The following is a 16,787-nucleotide window of genomic DNA, read 5'->3' as shown; positions in this document are numbered from 1 at the left end:
CGTTTTCAGGGGCGCGGGGAACTGCGCGAGCAACCCCCACCCGCCCGCACTCGTCCGACGACCCGTCCCCCCCCTCCCCCCCCCGGGGGCCTGGGGGCGGAGCCCCCAGGTTCTGGATGGGAAGGGTAGGGGCGGGCGGGGGCGAAGAAACTCACCGGCAACCAAAGCAAGCGCTTGGAAAGTGCGGCCCGCGTCACACGCCGGCAACCGTGACCTCAGCCCTACGGACGGGTAGCTTCCCAGTCAGCCCTGCCCGCCCACCCCCGTACCGCCAATGGAGCCGTGATGCCCGAAGCCGTCATCGTCTCGACCGCCCGCTCCCCCATCGGCCGCGCCTTCAAGGGCTCCCTCAAGGACCTCCGCCCCGACGACCTCACCGCCACCGTCATCCAGGCCGCCCTCGCCAAGGTCCCGGGTCTCGACCCGAAGGACATCGACGACCTGATGCTCGGCTGCGGCCTCCCCGGCGGCGAGCAGGGCAACAACCTCGGCCGGATCGTCGCCGTGCAGATGGGCATGGACCACCTGCCCGGCTGCACCGTCACCCGCTACTGCTCCTCCTCCCTCCAGACCTCCCGCATGGCCCTGCACGCCATCAAGGCCGGCGAGGGCGACGTCTTCATCTCGGCCGGCGTCGAGATGGTCTCCCGCTTCACCAAGGGCAACTCCGACAGCCTCCCGGACACGCACAACCCGCTGTTCGCCGAGGCCGAGGCCCGCACCGCCACGACCGCCGAGCAGGAGGGCGCGGCCTGGCACGACCCCCGCGAGGACGGCCTGCTCCCCGACCCGTACATCGCGATGGGCCAGACCGCCGAGAACCTCGCCCGCCTCAAGGGCATCACCCGCGAGGAGATGGACGAGTTCGGCGTCCGCTCGCAGAACCTCGCCGAGCAGGCCATCGCCAACGGCTTCTGGGAGCGGGAGATCACCCCCGTGACGCTCCCGGACGGCACGGTCGTCAGCAAGGACGACGGCCCCCGCCCCGGCGTCACCATGGAGGGCGTCGCCGGACTGAAGCCGGTGTTCCGCCCCGACGGCCTGGTCACCGCCGGCAACTGCTGTCCGCTCAACGACGGCGCCGCCGCGGTCGTCATCATGAGCGACACCAAGGCCCGCGAACTCGGCCTGACCCCGCTGGCCCGGATCGTGTCGACCGGCGTCTCCGGTCTCTCCCCCGAGATCATGGGCTACGGCCCGGTCGAGGCCAGCAACCAGGCGCTCAAGCGGGCGGGCATCGGCATCGACGACATCGACCTCGTCGAGATCAACGAGGCCTTCGCCGCCCAGGTGATCCCCTCCTACCGCGACCTCGGTATCGACCTGGACAAGCTGAACGTCAACGGCGGCGCCATCGCCGTCGGCCACCCGTTCGGCATGACGGGCGCCCGCATCACCGGCACGTTGATCAACTCGCTCCAGTTCCACGACAAGCAGTTCGGCCTGGAGACGATGTGCGTCGGCGGCGGCCAGGGCATGGCCATGGTGATCGAACGCCTCAGCTGACATGGTGATCGAACGCCTCAGCTGAGACGGGCGCGCACGCGGCACCCCGCCACCCCCGCGCACGCCGTCACGCGCCCGCGCACGTACGGCCCGGAGTTCCGCTTCCACACGGCTCCGGGCCGTTTTGTGATCCAATCTCCCCCATGATGTGACCTATCTCGCTCCTGTGAGGGATACCCCCAGGTCACAGCGGTCGGCACACTGCCCCAGAGCCCCCAGGCGCCCCATGAGTTGTCCGGTTCGTGACGTTACGCACTGACAGCTCGATAGTCCGCCCTTCAAGCTGATGTAGGAAGTCGGGGGTCGACCGAACCGGGAGTACGTCCGTGAGCGCCATGCCGATTGCTCTGCTGCTCACCACGGCCACCACCGCGGCCGTGGGTGTCGCCGCCCTGCGCAGCCTCAAGTCGCTGCGCCGGCAGGTCGCGGCCCTGCACACCGAACTCGCCGAGAGCCGTGCGGCGCACGCCTCGGCCACCGTGCCGGCCGCGCGCACCGCGGCGGACACCGACGAGATACGCGCCGCCGTGGCCGAGGCCCTGGCCGAGGAGCGGGAGCGCGAACTCGCCGAGGCCCGCGCCTTCTGGGCCGCCCAGGAGGCCCGCGACATCGACGCGCCCCCGATCCTGGGCGGACTGCCCGGCGGCGAGCTGTTCCTGCCCCGCCAGGCGGACCTCGCCGGCCTGGAGCACGAGGCGCTGGAGCCGGTGACCGAGCCCCCGCTGGAGGAGGGCGAGCCGGCCGTCGACCCGGCCGAGCTGGCCGCGGCCCGCCGCCGGCACCCCTCGCACCCGGACTTCGTGCCGGGCCCCTCGCCCGTCCTCGGCGACCACGAGCGCACGGTCGCGTGTCTGGAGGAGCTCGCCGCCTCCCGTACCGCGCTGGCCGACGTCCGCCCGGGCCCGCTGGGCACCCTGGACGTCTACGTCTTCGCCGACGGGACGACGCTGTGCATGACCCCGGGCCACCGTGAGACCGCGGAGCGCCTGGCGGCCGCGCTGCACGCGGGCGGGACGCCGGTGCTGCTCGGCGGTTCGGGCGTCTCGGGGGCGTACAGCCTGACGTTCGAGTGCGGCGAGGAGAGCGTGTACATCCTGGCCGACCGGGTCATCGCCTCTCTCTGACCCGCCCCGACGTGGCCCATCTCCGACGGGGCCCTTCTCCGACGGCGCATTTCTCCGACGGGGCCGTTCTCCGACGGCGCCCCGTTCATCGTCCCGCGCGGTCCCCGCGCGCCCCGCGCCCCGTCACACCCCCGCGCGCTGCTGGGCCTCCGCCACCAGGGTCATCGCCTGGGACAGCGCCTCCTCGTCCTCGTTCACCAGTACGAGGGCCAGATCCTGTCCGGCGACGGTGATCTGGTCCGCCGCCGCGAACATGCCCGCGTCCGGCATCTCCCGGGGGGTCGCCGAGGGCTCCTCCAGGAGCTGAGCACGCCGTGCCAGTTCCCTGGCCAGCCCCAGTGCCTCGGCCGCCGCCCCGCGCTGGAGCCGGCTCTGCGGGGCGGCCCGCAGCCGGTCGGCGAAGTGGTCCACGGCCCGCGTCAAAGGCGTCGTATCAAGCACGGCGCGAGCGTACGCGTCCGGACGGGACTGTTGCCAACGGGCGAACGCTCAGGCACGGTGACCTGAAGGACCGGATTCATCGCTCGCGTCCGGAGGCGCCGATGTCCCAAGTCTTCTCCGCGGAGACCCATCGCAATCTGCTCGCCCGCATCCCGCACTGCACCGGTCGTGAGGTCGCCGACTGGCTGCGCACCGTCGAAGAAGGCCCCGCCCTCGTCCGTTTCGAGGAGAAGGTGAGCTGGCTCCGCAGTGAGCACAACCTCGCCTACGGCCACGCCAAGGCGCTCGTCCACGAGTACGACCTGCGCCGGGCCGCGCGCAGACTGCTCTGACCCGCCGCCGGTCCCCGCTCCCCTCCACCGCCGCAGACAGAAGGGCTCCGTACGGTCGTCGCTTCGACCGTACGGAGCCCTTCGGCGCAGTGCGCCGCGCGTCAGTCGCTGCTGCTGAAGATCGCCACCAGCCGCAGCATCTCGATGTAGATCCACACCAGGGTCATGGTCAGGCCGAACGCGGCCAGCCAGGACTCCTCGCGCGGGGCGCCGTAGGCGATGCCGTCCTCGATCTGCTTGAAGTCGAGCGTCAGGAAGAACGCGCCGAGCAGGATCGCGATGATGCCGACGATCGCGCCGAGCGGACCGAAGCTGCGCAGCCCGCCGTCCTCGGCGACGCCGAAGGCGACCAGCAGCAGGTTGACCGCCAGCACCGCGATGAAGGCGACGGCGATGGCCATGCCGATCCGGGCGTACCGCGCGGTGACCCGGATCCAGCCCGCCTTGTAGACGAGCAGCGTGGCGCCGGAGACCGCCATGGTGCCGAGCACCGCCTGGAACGGGGCGCCGCTCCAGCGCGAGTTGAACATCTCGCTGAACACCCCGAGGAAGACGCCCTCGAAGGCGGCGTACCCGAGGATCAGCGCGGGCGAGGCCTTGCGCTTGAAGGACTGCACCATCGCCAGGACGAAGGCGATGAGCGCGGAGCCGATCGCCAGGCCGTAGCTGGTGGTGGAGACGGGCAGCAGGGCCCAGGCGAGCGCGGCGCCGACGGCGACCGTGCCGAGCGTCAGGGCGGAGCGCGAGACGACGTCGTCCATCGTCATCCGGCCGGGGGCGGCCGGGGCCTGCGGCGGGGCGCCCTGGCCGTACTGCTGGGCGTAGGGGTTCTGGGCGTACGGGTTGCCGCCCTGCGGGGCGTACGGGTTGCCCTGCGCGTAGGGGTTGGCCTGCGTGCCGACAGCGGGGCCCCCGGCCTGCGGCGCGGTGTTGAAGCCGGCGTAGCCGTTGTCGCGGCTGAACCCCCGTCGCGAGAAGACCGGGTTGCTGCTCCTCATTTCACTCCTCCATGGCCGCCCTGCGCGGCCTTGGCCTCAAGAGTAATGGCTTCGCAAAAGATTGACTCTACTGCTTGGGGAGGATCTTTCCCCCGTGCTGCCACCGTACGCGCCGGGTGTGACATCCGGCGCGCACCGGTACACAGCCGTGACAGGACCGTACGGCCGCCGCGACCGCCCCGCCCGCTCCCGTCCTCCGCCCCGTCCTCCGCTCAGTCGAACGGGAACCCCGTGTACGCCTCGGCGAGGTCGGTCTCGGCGGCGCGGGAGCTCGCGATCCGGTCCAGCCGGGCCACCTGGAGGCGGTCCTCGAAGGGGGTGGCACCGGGGGCCGGGTGCAGCAGCGTCGTCATGTCGTAGCTGAACCGCTCGGCCTGCCAGACCCGGCGCAGACAGGTCTCGGAGTAGGCGTCGAGCCGCTCGCTCGAACCGGTTTCGCGCTGGTGGACGAGGGCGCGGGCGAAGGTGACGACGTCGCCGACGGCCAGGTTGAGCCCCTTGGCGCCGGTCGGCGGCACGATGTGGGCGGCGTCGCCGGCGAGGAAGAGGCGGCCGTGGCGCATGGGCTCGTGGACGAAGCTGCGCATCGGGGTGACGGACTTCTGCGTGACCGGCCCGCGCTCCAGCCGCCAGCCGTCGGCGGTCTCGAAGCGGCGCTCCAGCTCGTCCCAGATCGCCTCGTCGGTCCAGGTGGCGGCGTCGGTCTCCGCGGGGACCTGGAGGTAGAGCCGGGAGACCGACGGGGAACGCATGCTCAGCAGGGCGAAGCCGCGGTCGTGGCGGGCGTAGACCAGCTCGTCGTGGGAGGAGGCGACGTCGGCGAGGATGCCGAGCCAGCCGAACGGATACGTCCGTTCGAACACACGGGACAGGGCCTCGGGCACCGCCTTGCGGGCGACGCCCCAGAAGCCGTCGCAGCCGACGACGTAGTCGCACTCCAGGACGGACTCGCGCCCCTCGTGCCGGAACCGCACGAGGGGCGCGTCGGTGTCGGCACCCTCCACGGCGAGCGCCTCCGCCTCGAACAGCAGCGGGCCGCCCTCGGCGAGCTGGAGCGCGATGAGGTCCTTGCAGACCTCGGTCTGCGCGTAGACCATCACCGCGCGGCCGCCGGTGAGGCCGGGGAAGTCCACGCGGTGCCTGCGGCGGTCGAAGCGGAGTTCGATGCCGTCGTGGCGCAGCCCCTCGCGGTCCATCCGCGCCCCGGCCCCGGCGGCGCGCAGCACGTCGACGGTGCCCTGTTCGAGGATGCCGGCGCGCTGGCGCTGCTCGACATAGGAGCGGTCGCGGCTCTCCAGGACGACCGAGGCGATGCCGGCGTTGTGGAGCAGACGGGCGAGGAGGAGGCCGGCGGGGCCGGCTCCGATGATGCCGACGGTGGTGCGCATCGGGCGTTCCCTTCGGGGGCGGGACAGGTCGTGTTCGTCAGGTGAAATTCTTTTCACTTGAATTGACCCGAGTTTCCGGCGTGGGGCGGCCCCTGTCAACGGTCCGGTGCGCCGGGAGCGCGCTCCGGCGTGTGTGGTGGGCTCATGCGCTCCCGCGTGCGTGATGGGCGCATGCGCTCCGCCACGATCGGGTGAAAAGAGCCTGGCTCCCGCATGAAAGGCCTCCGTCCCTCCTACGGTGAGCGCCGCCCCCGATGGCCATGGGGCACCAGGGAACCGCACGGGGGCATCATGCACACCGAGATCCGGGCCGGCGACGGACCGGCGACGCTCGACCTCTACCGCTGGCTGCGGACGGACCCGGAGCTGCGGCACCGGGTGGCACTGCGCCAGGCCGCTCCGGACCCGGGCCCCGGCGAGGGAGCCATGGGGGCGTTCGACGTGGTCGACGCCGTGGTGGTGGACACCCTCGCCCTCCTGGACCTCTTCCTGTCCTACCTCGCCTACCGCGAGACCCGCCGGACGGCCGGGACCGTCACCGTCACCCGCGGCGGCACGACGGTCACGGTGCGGGGCGAGACCGACGAGGAGGCCCTGCGCCTGGTCCGCGCGCTGCTGGACGGTGCCGAGAACAGCGGGAACCCCGGTCCGGGGCCCGGCGTCCCGGAGACGGGCGAGCCCGGGGCCGTCTGATGCCCCTCCCGGACCCCGCCGCCTCCCGTGCGGTCCTCATCGGCGTGGACGCGTACGACGGGCCGACGCACCTCGGCCTGCCCTCGGTGGCCGCGGGCACGGCGAAGCTCGGCCGGCTGCTGACCGACGCCCGCTGGTGGGGGCTGCCCGCCGAGAATTGCCGCGTCCTGCACAACCCGGAGGACGCCGGCGTGGTCGAGGACGCCGTGCACACGGCGGCCACCGAGGCCGTCGACACACTTCTCGTGTACTTCGCCGGCCACGGGTCGCTGGCCGACGGCGGGCTGGGTCTGCTGCTGTCGGGGTGCGACGGGTCGCTGCCCTCGCAGACGGTGCGGTACGACCGCCTGCGCGAGATCCTCCAGAACGGCCGCCGGGCGCGCAACCAGGTGGTCGTCCTGGACTGCTGCTTCAGCGGAGCCGCCGTCATCGGTGCGATGGGCGGCGCGCACACGGGCACGGGCACGGGCACGGGCACGGACGCGGCCGCGGATCCCAGGATCCCGGCGGTCGTCGACAGCGCGTTCGTGATGACGTCGTGCCCCATGCACCGCCGGTCGTACGCGCCGCCGGGCGAGCCCTACCCCGCGTTCACCGGGGCGCTGCTCGACACCCTGGAGCGGGGTGTCCCCGGCGCCCCCGATCCACTGCCCCTGGGCAGCGTCTTCGAGCGGGTGAGGCACGTCCTGCGGGACAGGCGCATGCCGCCGCCGCAGCGGCTGGCGGTCAACGACGAGATCGCTCTCGTACGCAACCACGCCGGCGCGCCCCCGCCCCCGCCACCACCGCCTTCCCCACCACCACCGCCCCCTCGGTCCCGGTGGGCACGGCGTGGTGCCCGGCTGCTGGCGACGGCGGCGGTCATGGTGACGCTCGCCGGATCCGCGCCGTCGTCCGCGCCGTCGTCCCTCCGCCTCGCCCCGCCGGCCCCCCGGCCCGCCCTCGACCGTCTCACCGACCCCTGCTCCCTGCTCTCCCCCGTCGCCCTCGGCCGGTTCGGCGAGACCGAACTCGACCCGGCGTACGGCGACTTCGCGCGGTGCGACGTCCTCGTGCACCGCGCCGACGGCACCGACGTGGACGTGATGGTCGGCTTCGACGCCGGGCAGCCCCCGGGCAGCCGGACGGACACCGTCCGGGGCTCGGTCCGGGTGCGCGAGGAGCCGGCGGAGAGCGGGCGGTGCGACCGGCTGCTGCTGCCCGCCGGCACCGGTGTCACGGTCGCGGTCTCCGCCCGCCCGCAGGACCCGGAGGACGGCGGACCCGCCCCCCTGTGCGAGCTCGCCGACGCGGCCGCGAGCCGGGCGGCCACCGTCCTCGACACGGGGCGGGCGCATCGCCGTACGGCCGCGTTCCCGGCCGGCTCGCTCTTCCACCAGGACGCCTGCGGGTTGCTCACGGCCGAGGCGCTCACGGCGGTACCGGGAGCCGACGCGGCCGGCCCGGACCCGGGGTTCGCCCGGTGGTCGTGCGGCTGGCGCGGCGCGACCACCGGCCTCGCCGTCACCGTGCGCTTCGACCGGGGCGGCCCGCTGCGCGCCACGCACGGCACGTTCACCCGCCTCGCGGGCCGCCGCGCCCTCGTGGGGCCCGACGGGCCGGACGAGGACGCGTGGCAGGTGAAGGTGGTCCAGCGCGCCTACCGCGACGACCGGGGGCGGCGCCTGGTCGAGACGCTGGACGTGGTGGTCGGGGGCGAGGCAGGGCGGGAGACCCTGCGCCGCGCGGCGACCTCGCTCGCCGCCGCGGCGGCGGCCCGCCTGCCGGCCGCCGTGGACTGACGGCACGCCCCGCGCGCCCCCTGCGGGCCCCGCGCCCTCCGCGACGCCGCTCGAATCATGCCCCGTACACGTATTTTGCCGAGACGTAACTCCAACGCGGGAGTGTGTGCGAGCCCTTCCGGTGTTTACGTGGTGTTCGTCGTTCCGGGTCCGGACTCACGGAGGTGCACGCCATGGCAGACGCCGCGTCGCGGCTGAAGGGCCTCATCGAACAACTGCTCGCCACCCCGCTCCCCATCCGTATCCGTGCCTGGGACGGCTCGGAGGCCGGCCCGCCCGACGCCCCCGCCCTCGTCGTCCGCAACCGCCGCGCCCTGCGCCGCCTGCTGTGGAAACCCGGTGAGCTGGGCCTCGCCCGCGCCTGGGTCTCCGGCGACCTCGGCATCGACGGCGACCTCTACACCGCGCTCGGCCTGCTCTCCGGCCTCCTCTGGGAGCGCGGCGAGGACGCCCGTACGCTCGCCCAGGCGCTGCGCGACCCCGAGTTCCGGGCCGCCGCCCGGGGGCTGTTCGCGCTGGCCGGACCGCTGCCGCCGCCCGCGCCGCCCCGCGAGGAGATCCGCAGGGTCCGCGGCCATCTGCACACCAGGCGCAGCGACCGCCGGGCGATCAGCCACCACTACGACGTCGGGAACGACTTCTACGAGCTCGTCCTCGGCCCGTCCATGGTCTACTCCTGCGCCTACTGGGAGTCCCCCGACTCCACGCTGGAGCTCGCCCAGCGCGACAAGCTCGAACTGGTCAGCCGCAAGCTCGCCCTGAAGCCCGGTCAGCGGCTGCTGGACGTCGGCTGCGGCTGGGGCTCGATGGCGGTGCACGCCGCCCGCGAGCACGGCGTGCACGTCGTCGGCGTCACCCTCTCCCAGGAGCAGGCCGCCTACGCCCGCAAGCGCGTCGCCGACGAGGGCCTCACCGACCGGGTGGAGATCCGCGTCCAGGACTACCGGGACGTCAAGGACGGCCCGTACGACGCCATCTCCTCCATCGGCATGGCCGAACACGTGGGCGCCGAGCGGTACCTGGAGTACGCGCAGGCCCTGTACGCGCTGCTCGCGCCCGGCGGGCGGCTGCTGAACCACCAGATCGCCCGGCGCCCGCTGCGCGACGAGTCGGCGTACGACGTCGACGAGTTCATCGACGCCTATGTCTTCCCCGACGGCGAACTCGCCCCGATCGGCACCACGGTGACGCAGCTGGAGCGGGCCGGTTTCGAGGTCCGCGACGTGGAGTCGCTGCGCGCGCACTACGCCCTCACGCTGCGCCGCTGGGTGGCCAATCTGGAGGCCCAGTGGGTGCGGGCCAAGGGGCTCACCAGCCCCGGCCGGGCCCGCGTCTGGCGACTGTACATGGCCGCCTCCGCGCTGGCGTTCGAGCGCAACCGCATCGGGATCAACCAGGTCCTCGCCGTGCGCACCCCCGAGTCCGGCGACTCGGGGATGCCGCTGCGGGCCCGCACCTGGAACTGAGCACGAGCGGGTCCATGGCGAAGGCCGCCCCGGGTTCCTCCGGGGCGGCCTTCGCCGTGCGCCGTGCACGCGCGCGTACGTGCTGGCGTCGATGACCGCCTGCCACTGCTCGACGTCGTGCGCCGTGCACGCGCGCGTGCGTGCTACTCCGTCTTGATCGCCGTCAGCATGTTCAGCCGGGCCGCGCGGCGGGCCGGCCACAGCGCGGCCAGGATGCCGACCAGCCCCGCGAGGAGCAGGAAGATCCCCATCCGGCCCCAGGGCAGGACCAGTTCGTACGTCGCCATCTTCGTGCTGAACACCTCTCCGGCCGCCCAGCCGAAGAACACGCCGAGCCCGATGCCGAGCACCCCGCCGAAGAGCGAGATGACCAGCGACTCCAGCCGGACCATGCGCTTGATGCCGCGCCGGTCGAGGCCGATCGCGCGCAGCATGCCGATCTCCTGGGAGCGCTCGAAGACCGACATGGCCAGGGTGTTGACGACGCCGAGGACGGCGACGATGACAGCCATGGCGAGCAGCCCGTAGAGCATGTTCAGCATGAGGGTGAACATCTGCGCGATGCCGTCGGAGATGTCCTTCTTGTCCTGGACCTGGATGCCGGGGTTGTCGCCGAGCGCCTTCTCCAGCCGGTCCTTGGCCCCGTCGGAGGCGCCGCCGGAGGTGCTGACCATGACCTGCATGTCGGAGACGTCGTCCACGTGCGGGGCGAGGGTGGCGTTGTCCACCATGATGCCGCGGATCATCTCGTTGCCCTGGTAGACGCCGGCCACGGTCAGCGTCTGCTTGCTGTCGTCCTCGAAGCCGGCCCGGATGCGGGAGCCGACCTTCCAGCCGTGGTCCTTGGCGGTGTCGTCGTCGACGACGATCCGGGTGCCGTCCACGTGGAAGCTGCCGCTGTCCACGGTCAGGTCGGTGAGCCTGCCGATGGTGGCCCCGTTGACGCCGGTGACGTACTCGGTGTCGCCGTCGATGCGGGCGGGGGCCTCGCGCAGCGGGCTGAGGGCGGTGACGCCGCCGGCCGCCCGGAGCTTCTTCTCGACGTCCGGGGAGAGCGAGTTGCCGTTGGCCATGGAGACGACGTAGTCCGCGCGGATCGCGGAGGAGGCCATCTTGTCGATCGCGCTCTGGAGACTGTTCGCCGTCACCGTCAGACCGGTGATCAGGGTCAGTCCGATCATCAGCGCGGAGGCGGTGGCGGCGGTGCGGCGCGGGTTGCGCACGGAGTTCTGGCGGGCCAGCTTGCCCGCCGTGCCGAAGACACGCAGCGCGGGGGCCGCGGCGGCGATCAGCGGGCGGGACAGCAGCGGGGTGAGCACGAAGACGCCGATCACCAGCAGGACGGCGCCCAGCCCCATGGGGGCCTGGCCGTCGGAGCCGCTCAGGGTGGTCCCGTAGAGCACGGTCGCGATGCCGGCCCCGGCCAGCAGCGAGCCGAGGGTGTTGCGGACGACGAGGGACTTGGTGGTGGCCTTGGCGTGCAGGCTGCTCATCGCGGCGACCGGCGGGATCTTCGCGGCCCGGCGGCCGGGCAGCCAGGCGGCGGCCATGGTGACGAGGACGCCCACGGCGAGCGCGGCCTCGACCGTGCCGGAGGTGATCACCAGCGGGCCGTCCGGGACGGAAGCACCGAAGGTGCCGATCAGGGAGCGCAGCCCGGCCCCGATGCCGACGCCGACGAGCAGCCCGGTGACGGCGGCGGCCAGTCCGACGACGAACGCCTCGATCAGCACCGAGCGGGTGACCTGGCGGCGGGAGGCGCCGACCGCGCGCAGCAGCGCGAGCTCCTTGGTGCGCTGGGCGACCAGCATGGTGAAGGTGTTGGCGATGATGAACGTGCCGACGAACAGCGCGATCCCGGCGAAGACCAGCAGGCCCTGCTTGAGCCCGCTCATGGAGGACGCGATCGCCGCGGCCTGGTCGTCGGCGAGCTTCTGGCCGGTGGTGGTCTCGACGGTGTCGGCGGGCAGTGCCTTGTCGAGGGCGGCGCGCAGCTGCGTCTGACTGGTGCCGGCGGCGGCCTTGACGTCGATCTCGTCGTACGTGCCGGGCTTGCCGAACAGCTTCTGGGCGGTGGCGGTGTCGAAGAGGGTGAGGCTGCCGCCGGCGGCGACGTTGCCGTCGTCGGTGGTGAAGATGCCGGTGACACGCGGCGCCAGCACGGGCCCGTCGACCGACATCCGTACGGTGTCGCCGACGTGGTAGCCGGCCCGGCGGGCGGTCTCGGAGTCGATGAGGACCTCGTTCGCGCCGTGCGGGGCCCTGCCCTCGGTCAGCGGGTAGCGGGGGTCGTCGGTGCCCCAGTAGTTGCCGCCCTGGGACTGGAAGCCGTTGCCGATGAGGTCGCCGTCCTTGTCGGCGAGGGCGGTGAAGCCGATGACGACGCCGATCGCGGAGCGCGCGCCGTCCACGCCGGCGGCCTTCTTCAGCAGCGCGTCCGTCAGCTCGGGCTGCTTGGCGAAGGTGTCGCCGCTGTCCTCGCGGCCATCGGCCCCGACGGCGACGTCGACCTGGTCGAAGCCCTTGGCGGAGCTCTTCTGGTAGGCGTCCGTGATGGTGTTGGTGAAGACGAGGGTGCCGGAGACGAAGGCGACGCCGAGCATCACGGCGAGCACGGTCATCAGCAACCGTGCCTTGTGCGCGAAGACGTTGCGCAGGGCGGTACGGAACATGGGGCTACTCAGTCCAGTAGAGGGGGGTGGGACAGGGCGGGGCGGCGCGCGCCGGCGGCGCATGCCCGCGCGCCGGGGCGCGCGCACCGGCGTCAGCTCGTGCGGCCCTTGACGTCGAACCGCTTCATGCGGTCGAGCACCGCGTCGGCGCTCGGCTCCCGCATCTCGTCGACGATGCGTCCGTCGGCCAGGAAGACCACCCGGTCCGCGTACGCCGCGGCCACCGGGTCGTGCGTGACCATGACCACCGTCTGCCCCAGCTCGCGCACGGAGTTGCGCAGGAAGCCCAGCACCTCGGCGCCCGAGCGGGAGTCGAGGTTGCCGGTGGGCTCGTCGCCGAAGATGATCTCCGGCCGGGAGGCCAGCGCCCGGGCCACCGCGACGCGCTGCTGCTGGCCGCCGGAGAGCTGGCTGGGCCGGTGCCCGAGCCGCCCGGACAGGCCGACCATGTCGATGACCCGGTCCAGCCACGCCTTGTCCGGCTTGCGCCCCGCGATGTCCATGGGGAGCGTGATGTTCTCCAGCGCGTTCAGCGTGGGCAGCAGGTTGAACGCCTGGAAGATGAACCCGATCTTGTCCCGGCGCAGCCGGGTGAGCTGCTTGTCCTTGAGCGAGCCCAGCTCGGTGTCGCCGATGCGCACGGAGCCGCTGCTGAACGAGTCGAGACCGGCCACGCAGTGCATCAGCGTGGACTTGCCGGACCCGGAGGGGCCCATGATCGCGGTGAACCGGGCCCGGTCGAAGTCGACGGTGACCCGGTCCAGGGCGACCACCTGGGTCTCGCCCTGTCCGTAGACCTTCGACAGTTCCGTGGCGCGGGCGGCCACACCGGTGGTCCGGTCGGCAAGGGGGAAGGTGGTCACGGGAGGGTGCTCCTGTCGGGCCGGGTGCGAGGGGTACGTACTCCATGCTCGGTGCCGCCCGCGCCCGTGTAGTCCCCCGCCCGTCCGGTTCTCGTGGCCCTCTCTGGGCTGACCCGGCGGCCCGGCGTCATACCTCAGAACGACCCCGCCCCGGGAAAGCGGTTGCTCACCCTGCCGTCGGGGCCTCGCGCGGTTCTGCGAACCCGTCCCTCGCGGCGGTGAAATCACGTCATTCCGTCTGCCTCGCCGGCGCCCGCCGACAAGGCTGGTGGCAAGTGCGGATGGCCTGTACCGGGTACTGATGCTCCCTCAGGCGCCAATAAAATAAGACAACATGGCCTTCCCCGGCCGCTGTTCGAGTGACGCGTCCCGATAGGCTCGGAGCACTCGATGCGGAGCCCACGGCCTGCCCGGATGGTGGAAAGCAGACACGGCGAGCTTAAACCTCGCTGCCCGTACGCGGGCGTGCCGGTTCAAGTCCGGCTCCGGGCACCATCCGCCACCCCACAGCGCCGACGACGCGACCGCGTCCGGCGCTCTCTTCCCCTCCCCCCGTACGGTGGCGCCGGTGCCCGGGCACGGCGAAGGGGCCGTCCGCACCACGGATGGCGGACGGCCCCTTCGGGGGTACTGCGTGGCGCTGGAGGTGCCGTGGCGTCAGGACGCCTTGGCCTTCTCCTCCGGCTTCGCGGCCGCGGCCACGGGGGCCGGCTTCGCGGCCTCGTAGAACTCCTCGCGCGGCGTCTCCATGGCGCCCAGGGACACGACCTCGCGCTTGAGGAACATGCCGAGGGTCCAGTCGGAGAAGACGCGGATCTTGCGGTTCCAGGTCGGCATCGCCATGCCGTGGTAGCCGCGGTGCATGTACCACGCCAGCCGGCCGCGGAGCTTGATCTTCATCTTGCCCATGACGATCATCGCGACGCCCTTGTGGAGGCCCAGGCCCGCGACCGCGCCCTTGTTGGCGTGCTCGTAGTCCTTCTGCGGGAAGCCCCGCATACCGGAGATCACGTTGTCGCCGAGGACCTTGGCCTGCCGCAGCGCGTGCTGCGCGTTCGGCGGGCACCAGGCGTTCTCGTTGCCCGCCTTGCGGCCGACGAGGTCCGGAACCTGGGCGTTGTCGCCGGCGGCCCAGATGTAGTCCGTGCCCTGCACCTGGAGGGTGGGGGCGCAGTCGACGTGGCCGCGCGGGCCCAGCGGCAGACCGAAGCGGGACAGCACCGGGTTCGGCTTGACGCCGGCGGTCCACACGATGGTGTTGGAGTCGACCTCGAGGCCGTTCTTCAGGACGACGTGGCCGTCGACGCAGGAGTTCATGGAGGTCGAGAGGTAGACCTCGACCCCGCGGCCCTCCAGGTGCTCCTTGCCGTACAGGCCGAGCTTGGGGCCGACCTCGGGAAGGATCTTGTCGGCGGCGTCGACGAGGATGAACCGCATGTCCTCGCGGGTGACGTTGCGGTAGTACTTGGCCGCGTCCCGGGCCATGTCCTCGACCTCACCGATGGTCTCCGCGCCGGCGAAGCCACCGCCGACGAAGACGAAGGTGAGCGCCTTGCGGCGGACCTCCTCGTCGGTGGTCGAGTCGGCCTTGTCGAGCTGCTCGAGGACGTGGTTGCGCAGGCCGATGGCCTCCTCGATGCCCTTCATGCCGATGCCCTGCTCGGCGAGGCCGGGGATCGGGAAGGTGCGGGAGACCGCGCCCATCGCGATGACCAGGTAGTCGAACGGCAGCTCGTACGCCTCGCCGACGAGCGGCGAGATCGAGGCGACCTTGCGGTCCTGGTCGATGGACGTGACCCGGCCGGTGAGTACCTCCGCCTCCTTCGGCAGTTCGCGCCGCAGCGGGACGACGACGTGCCGGGGGGAGATGCTGCCGGCGGCGGCTTCGGGGAGGAAGGGCTGGTAGGTCATGTACGACCGGGGGTCGACGACCGTGACGGTCGCCTCGCCGTAGCGCATCTTCTTGAGAATGCGCCGAGCTGCGTACAGGCCTACGTACCCACCGCCTACTACGAGGATCCTGGGACGCTCCGTGGTGCTCATGCCATCGAGTATCCACCCGGCCCAGGGGGGTCGCTCGTGCGCCCCTTCACAAGCTTGCCCGGGGTCTCTGCTACACTGCGCCGCCCACGTGACCCACACCATGGACCGGAACGGGAACCACGACATACCGGCGGACGTTGTCAAGGGCCAGTGAGCAGCCACTTGAGCCTCCACAGGGTGTGAACAGGGGGCGCGTACGGCGTCGGCCGGCCCCCTCCGGGGCGCTCGGGCGAGCGGGCCGGGTGGCCCGCTGAGCCACCCGAACGGCCCCGACGCCGCCCGGTGTCCCCCACCAGGGCCGAAATCCTTGTGAAGAACTTCACGAACTTCGTTCCGTAGGGCGCCGCGGAGCACGGGGAACCGCGCGGGCAACCGCGACGGAGCCGCGCCCGCCGACGCCCCAGGACCTTCCGAACTCTTCCGCGAAGCGCCCCCGTCGAGGCGGCACCCCGGCGCCCCGGCGGGGGCGCGAGGGGTGCCGCGGGCCGGTCAGCGACGGCGGCCCTCACCTCTGTCGTCACGGCGGTCCGCCGTGTCGATCCGCTCCGCGTCGCCCTCGATGCGCTCCTTGCGGACGCGCCCGTGGACGGTCTCCTGCTCGGTGTGCTCCTCGGTGGTCAGCCGGACCCGTTCGACGGGGACTGCCTCGGTCTCCACCACCGGGCGCTCCTCGTGCAGGATCACCTCGTGCTCGGCCTCGCCGATCTCCGGACCGGCGAGCGCGTCGCCGCGGTTGGCCTCGGTGATCGGCTCCCGCTCGATCCGCACCTCCTCGTGGCGCAGCGGCACGGTCTGTTCCACGTCCTCGGTGACCACGTACTTGCGCAGCCGTGCCCTGCCGGTCTCGCGGCGCTCGACGCCGACCCGCAGATGCTCCTCGGAGCGCGTCATGGCGTCGTCGCCGTGCCGGAACCGGTCGCCGGACGCGGTCCGTCCGCCGGCCGTCGGAGTACGCCCCGCGGACTCGGTACGCCCGGCCGCCGCGCGCCCGGCCGTGCCGCCCGCGACCCCGCCGGCGGCAGTGCCCGCGGCGCCCGCCGTGCCGGCCGTGCCCGCGGTGCCCGCCGTGCCGCCCGGTGTCCGGCCGGTGCCGGCCGCCGGGACCTCCCAGGGGACCCCGTAGTAGTCGTAGAGGCGGTGCTCCTCGTCCACGGACAGATGACCACCGGCGTCCACGTCGACGTGCGGCGCGCCCTTGACCTTGCCCTTGGCGAACGGGACCTCGATGTGGTCGGAGACCATCGAGGCGTCACGGATGGGCACGAAGGACTCGCTGCTGCCGAACCAGCCCGTCTTCACGGTCACCCACTCCGGGCGCCCGGTGGCGTCGTCGAGGAAGACGTGTGCGGCCTCGCCGATTTTGTTACCACCGTCGTCGAAGACCGGGTGGTCCAGGACGGTCGGGATCTGTTCTCTGGTGATCATGTTTGGTCACCCTCCTTCCGGAGCGATTCCCTTGCCGAGTTCACCGCCACGGAAG

At 72.4% G+C, this 16,787-nt stretch carries 13 protein-coding genes and 1 tRNA gene; 7 read left to right on the top strand and 7 right to left on the bottom strand.

Translation table 11 applies throughout. The features are described 5' to 3' along the window. Nucleotides 1–285 precede the first annotated feature (285 nt). The gene (locus tag IO29_RS03070) at nt 286–1,506 is read left to right on the top strand and encodes an acetyl-CoA C-acetyltransferase (protein WP_030377519.1); all 1,221 of its coding nucleotides are present in this window, start codon (nt 286–288) and stop codon (nt 1,504–1,506) included. A gap of 335 nt (nt 1,507–1,841) precedes the next feature. Then, nucleotides 1,842–2,630 carry a hypothetical protein gene (locus IO29_RS03065; RefSeq protein WP_030377518.1) on the top strand — a complete coding sequence of 263 codons (789 nt, stop codon included), beginning with the start codon at nt 1,842–1,844 and terminating at the stop codon, nt 2,628–2,630. A 123-nt stretch (nt 2,631–2,753) separates the two neighbouring features. On the opposite strand, the gene IO29_RS03060 is transcribed toward IO29_RS03065, so the two are convergent. After that, nucleotides 2,754–3,071: a hypothetical protein gene (locus tag IO29_RS03060; RefSeq protein ID WP_033224905.1), complete on the bottom strand. Its 318-nt coding sequence runs from the start codon at nt 3,069–3,071 to the stop codon at nt 2,754–2,756. Nucleotides 3,072–3,172: 101 nt separating this feature from the next. On the opposite strand from IO29_RS03060, the gene IO29_RS03055 reads away from it, so the two are divergent. Further along, the gene (locus IO29_RS03055; RefSeq protein WP_030377516.1) at nt 3,173–3,403 is read left to right on the top strand and encodes a DUF4287 domain-containing protein; all 231 of its coding nucleotides are present in this window, start codon (nt 3,173–3,175) and stop codon (nt 3,401–3,403) included. Nucleotides 3,404–3,504: 101 nt separating this feature from the next. On the opposite strand, the gene IO29_RS03050 is transcribed toward IO29_RS03055, so the two are convergent. Beyond that, nucleotides 3,505–4,401 carry a Bax inhibitor-1/YccA family protein gene (locus tag IO29_RS03050; protein WP_030377515.1) on the bottom strand — a complete coding sequence of 299 codons (897 nt, stop codon included), beginning with the start codon at nt 4,399–4,401 and terminating at the stop codon, nt 3,505–3,507. Between the two features lie 212 nt (nt 4,402–4,613). Next, nucleotides 4,614–5,789 carry a 4-hydroxybenzoate 3-monooxygenase gene (locus IO29_RS03045; RefSeq protein ID WP_030377514.1) on the bottom strand — a complete coding sequence of 392 codons (1,176 nt, stop codon included), beginning with the start codon at nt 5,787–5,789 and terminating at the stop codon, nt 4,614–4,616. Nucleotides 5,790–6,080: 291 nt separating this feature from the next. Between IO29_RS03045 and IO29_RS38370 the strand changes: the two genes are divergently transcribed. The 3 genes from IO29_RS38370 to IO29_RS03030 all read left to right on the top strand — a co-directional run bounded on the left by IO29_RS38370 (nt 6,081) and on the right by IO29_RS03030 (nt 9,729). Then, nucleotides 6,081–6,482, top strand: a complete 402-nt coding sequence (locus tag IO29_RS38370) for an effector-associated constant component EACC1 (protein WP_051707420.1) — start codon at nt 6,081–6,083, stop codon at nt 6,480–6,482. Beyond that, the gene (locus IO29_RS35455) at nt 6,482–8,263 is read left to right on the top strand and encodes a caspase, EACC1-associated type (RefSeq protein WP_051707419.1); all 1,782 of its coding nucleotides are present in this window, start codon (nt 6,482–6,484) and stop codon (nt 8,261–8,263) included. Before IO29_RS38370 ends, IO29_RS35455 begins: the two co-directional genes overlap by 1 nt. A 173-nt stretch (nt 8,264–8,436) precedes the next feature. Continuing rightward, complete coding sequence (locus IO29_RS03030; protein WP_030377511.1) at nt 8,437–9,729, top strand: class I SAM-dependent methyltransferase; 1,293 nt, start codon at nt 8,437–8,439, stop codon at nt 9,727–9,729. Between the two features lie 143 nt (nt 9,730–9,872). On the opposite strand, the gene IO29_RS03025 is transcribed toward IO29_RS03030, so the two are convergent. Then, complete coding sequence (locus tag IO29_RS03025) at nt 9,873–12,401, bottom strand: ABC transporter permease (RefSeq protein WP_030377510.1); 2,529 nt, start codon at nt 12,399–12,401, stop codon at nt 9,873–9,875. A gap of 92 nt (nt 12,402–12,493) precedes the next feature. Then, the gene (locus tag IO29_RS03020; RefSeq protein ID WP_030377509.1) at nt 12,494–13,264 is read right to left on the bottom strand and encodes an ABC transporter ATP-binding protein; all 771 of its coding nucleotides are present in this window, start codon (nt 13,262–13,264) and stop codon (nt 12,494–12,496) included. Nucleotides 13,265–13,672: 408 nt separating this feature from the next. Between IO29_RS03020 and IO29_RS03015 the strand changes: the two genes are divergently transcribed. Beyond that, a tRNA-Leu gene (locus tag IO29_RS03015) sits at nt 13,673–13,759 on the top strand. Nucleotides 13,760–13,921: 162 nt separating this feature from the next. On the opposite strand, the gene IO29_RS03010 is transcribed toward IO29_RS03015, so the two are convergent. Together IO29_RS03010 and IO29_RS03005 are read right to left on the bottom strand one after the other, a co-directional pair. Next, nucleotides 13,922–15,307 carry an NAD(P)/FAD-dependent oxidoreductase gene (locus tag IO29_RS03010; protein ID WP_078618067.1) on the bottom strand — a complete coding sequence of 462 codons (1,386 nt, stop codon included), beginning with the start codon at nt 15,305–15,307 and terminating at the stop codon, nt 13,922–13,924. A gap of 489 nt (nt 15,308–15,796) precedes the next feature. Continuing rightward, entirely contained in the window at nt 15,797–16,732 is a 936-nt protein-coding gene (locus tag IO29_RS03005; protein WP_030377507.1) for a PRC and DUF2382 domain-containing protein, read from the bottom strand. Nucleotides 16,733–16,787 lie beyond the last annotated feature (55 nt).

Origin of the sequence: Streptomyces sp. NRRL F-6676 (assembly GCF_000725625.1) — a bacterium.
GTDB lineage: Bacteria > Actinomycetota > Actinomycetes > Streptomycetales > Streptomycetaceae > Streptomyces.
This window is presented reverse-complemented; position numbering and strand designations above follow the sequence as displayed.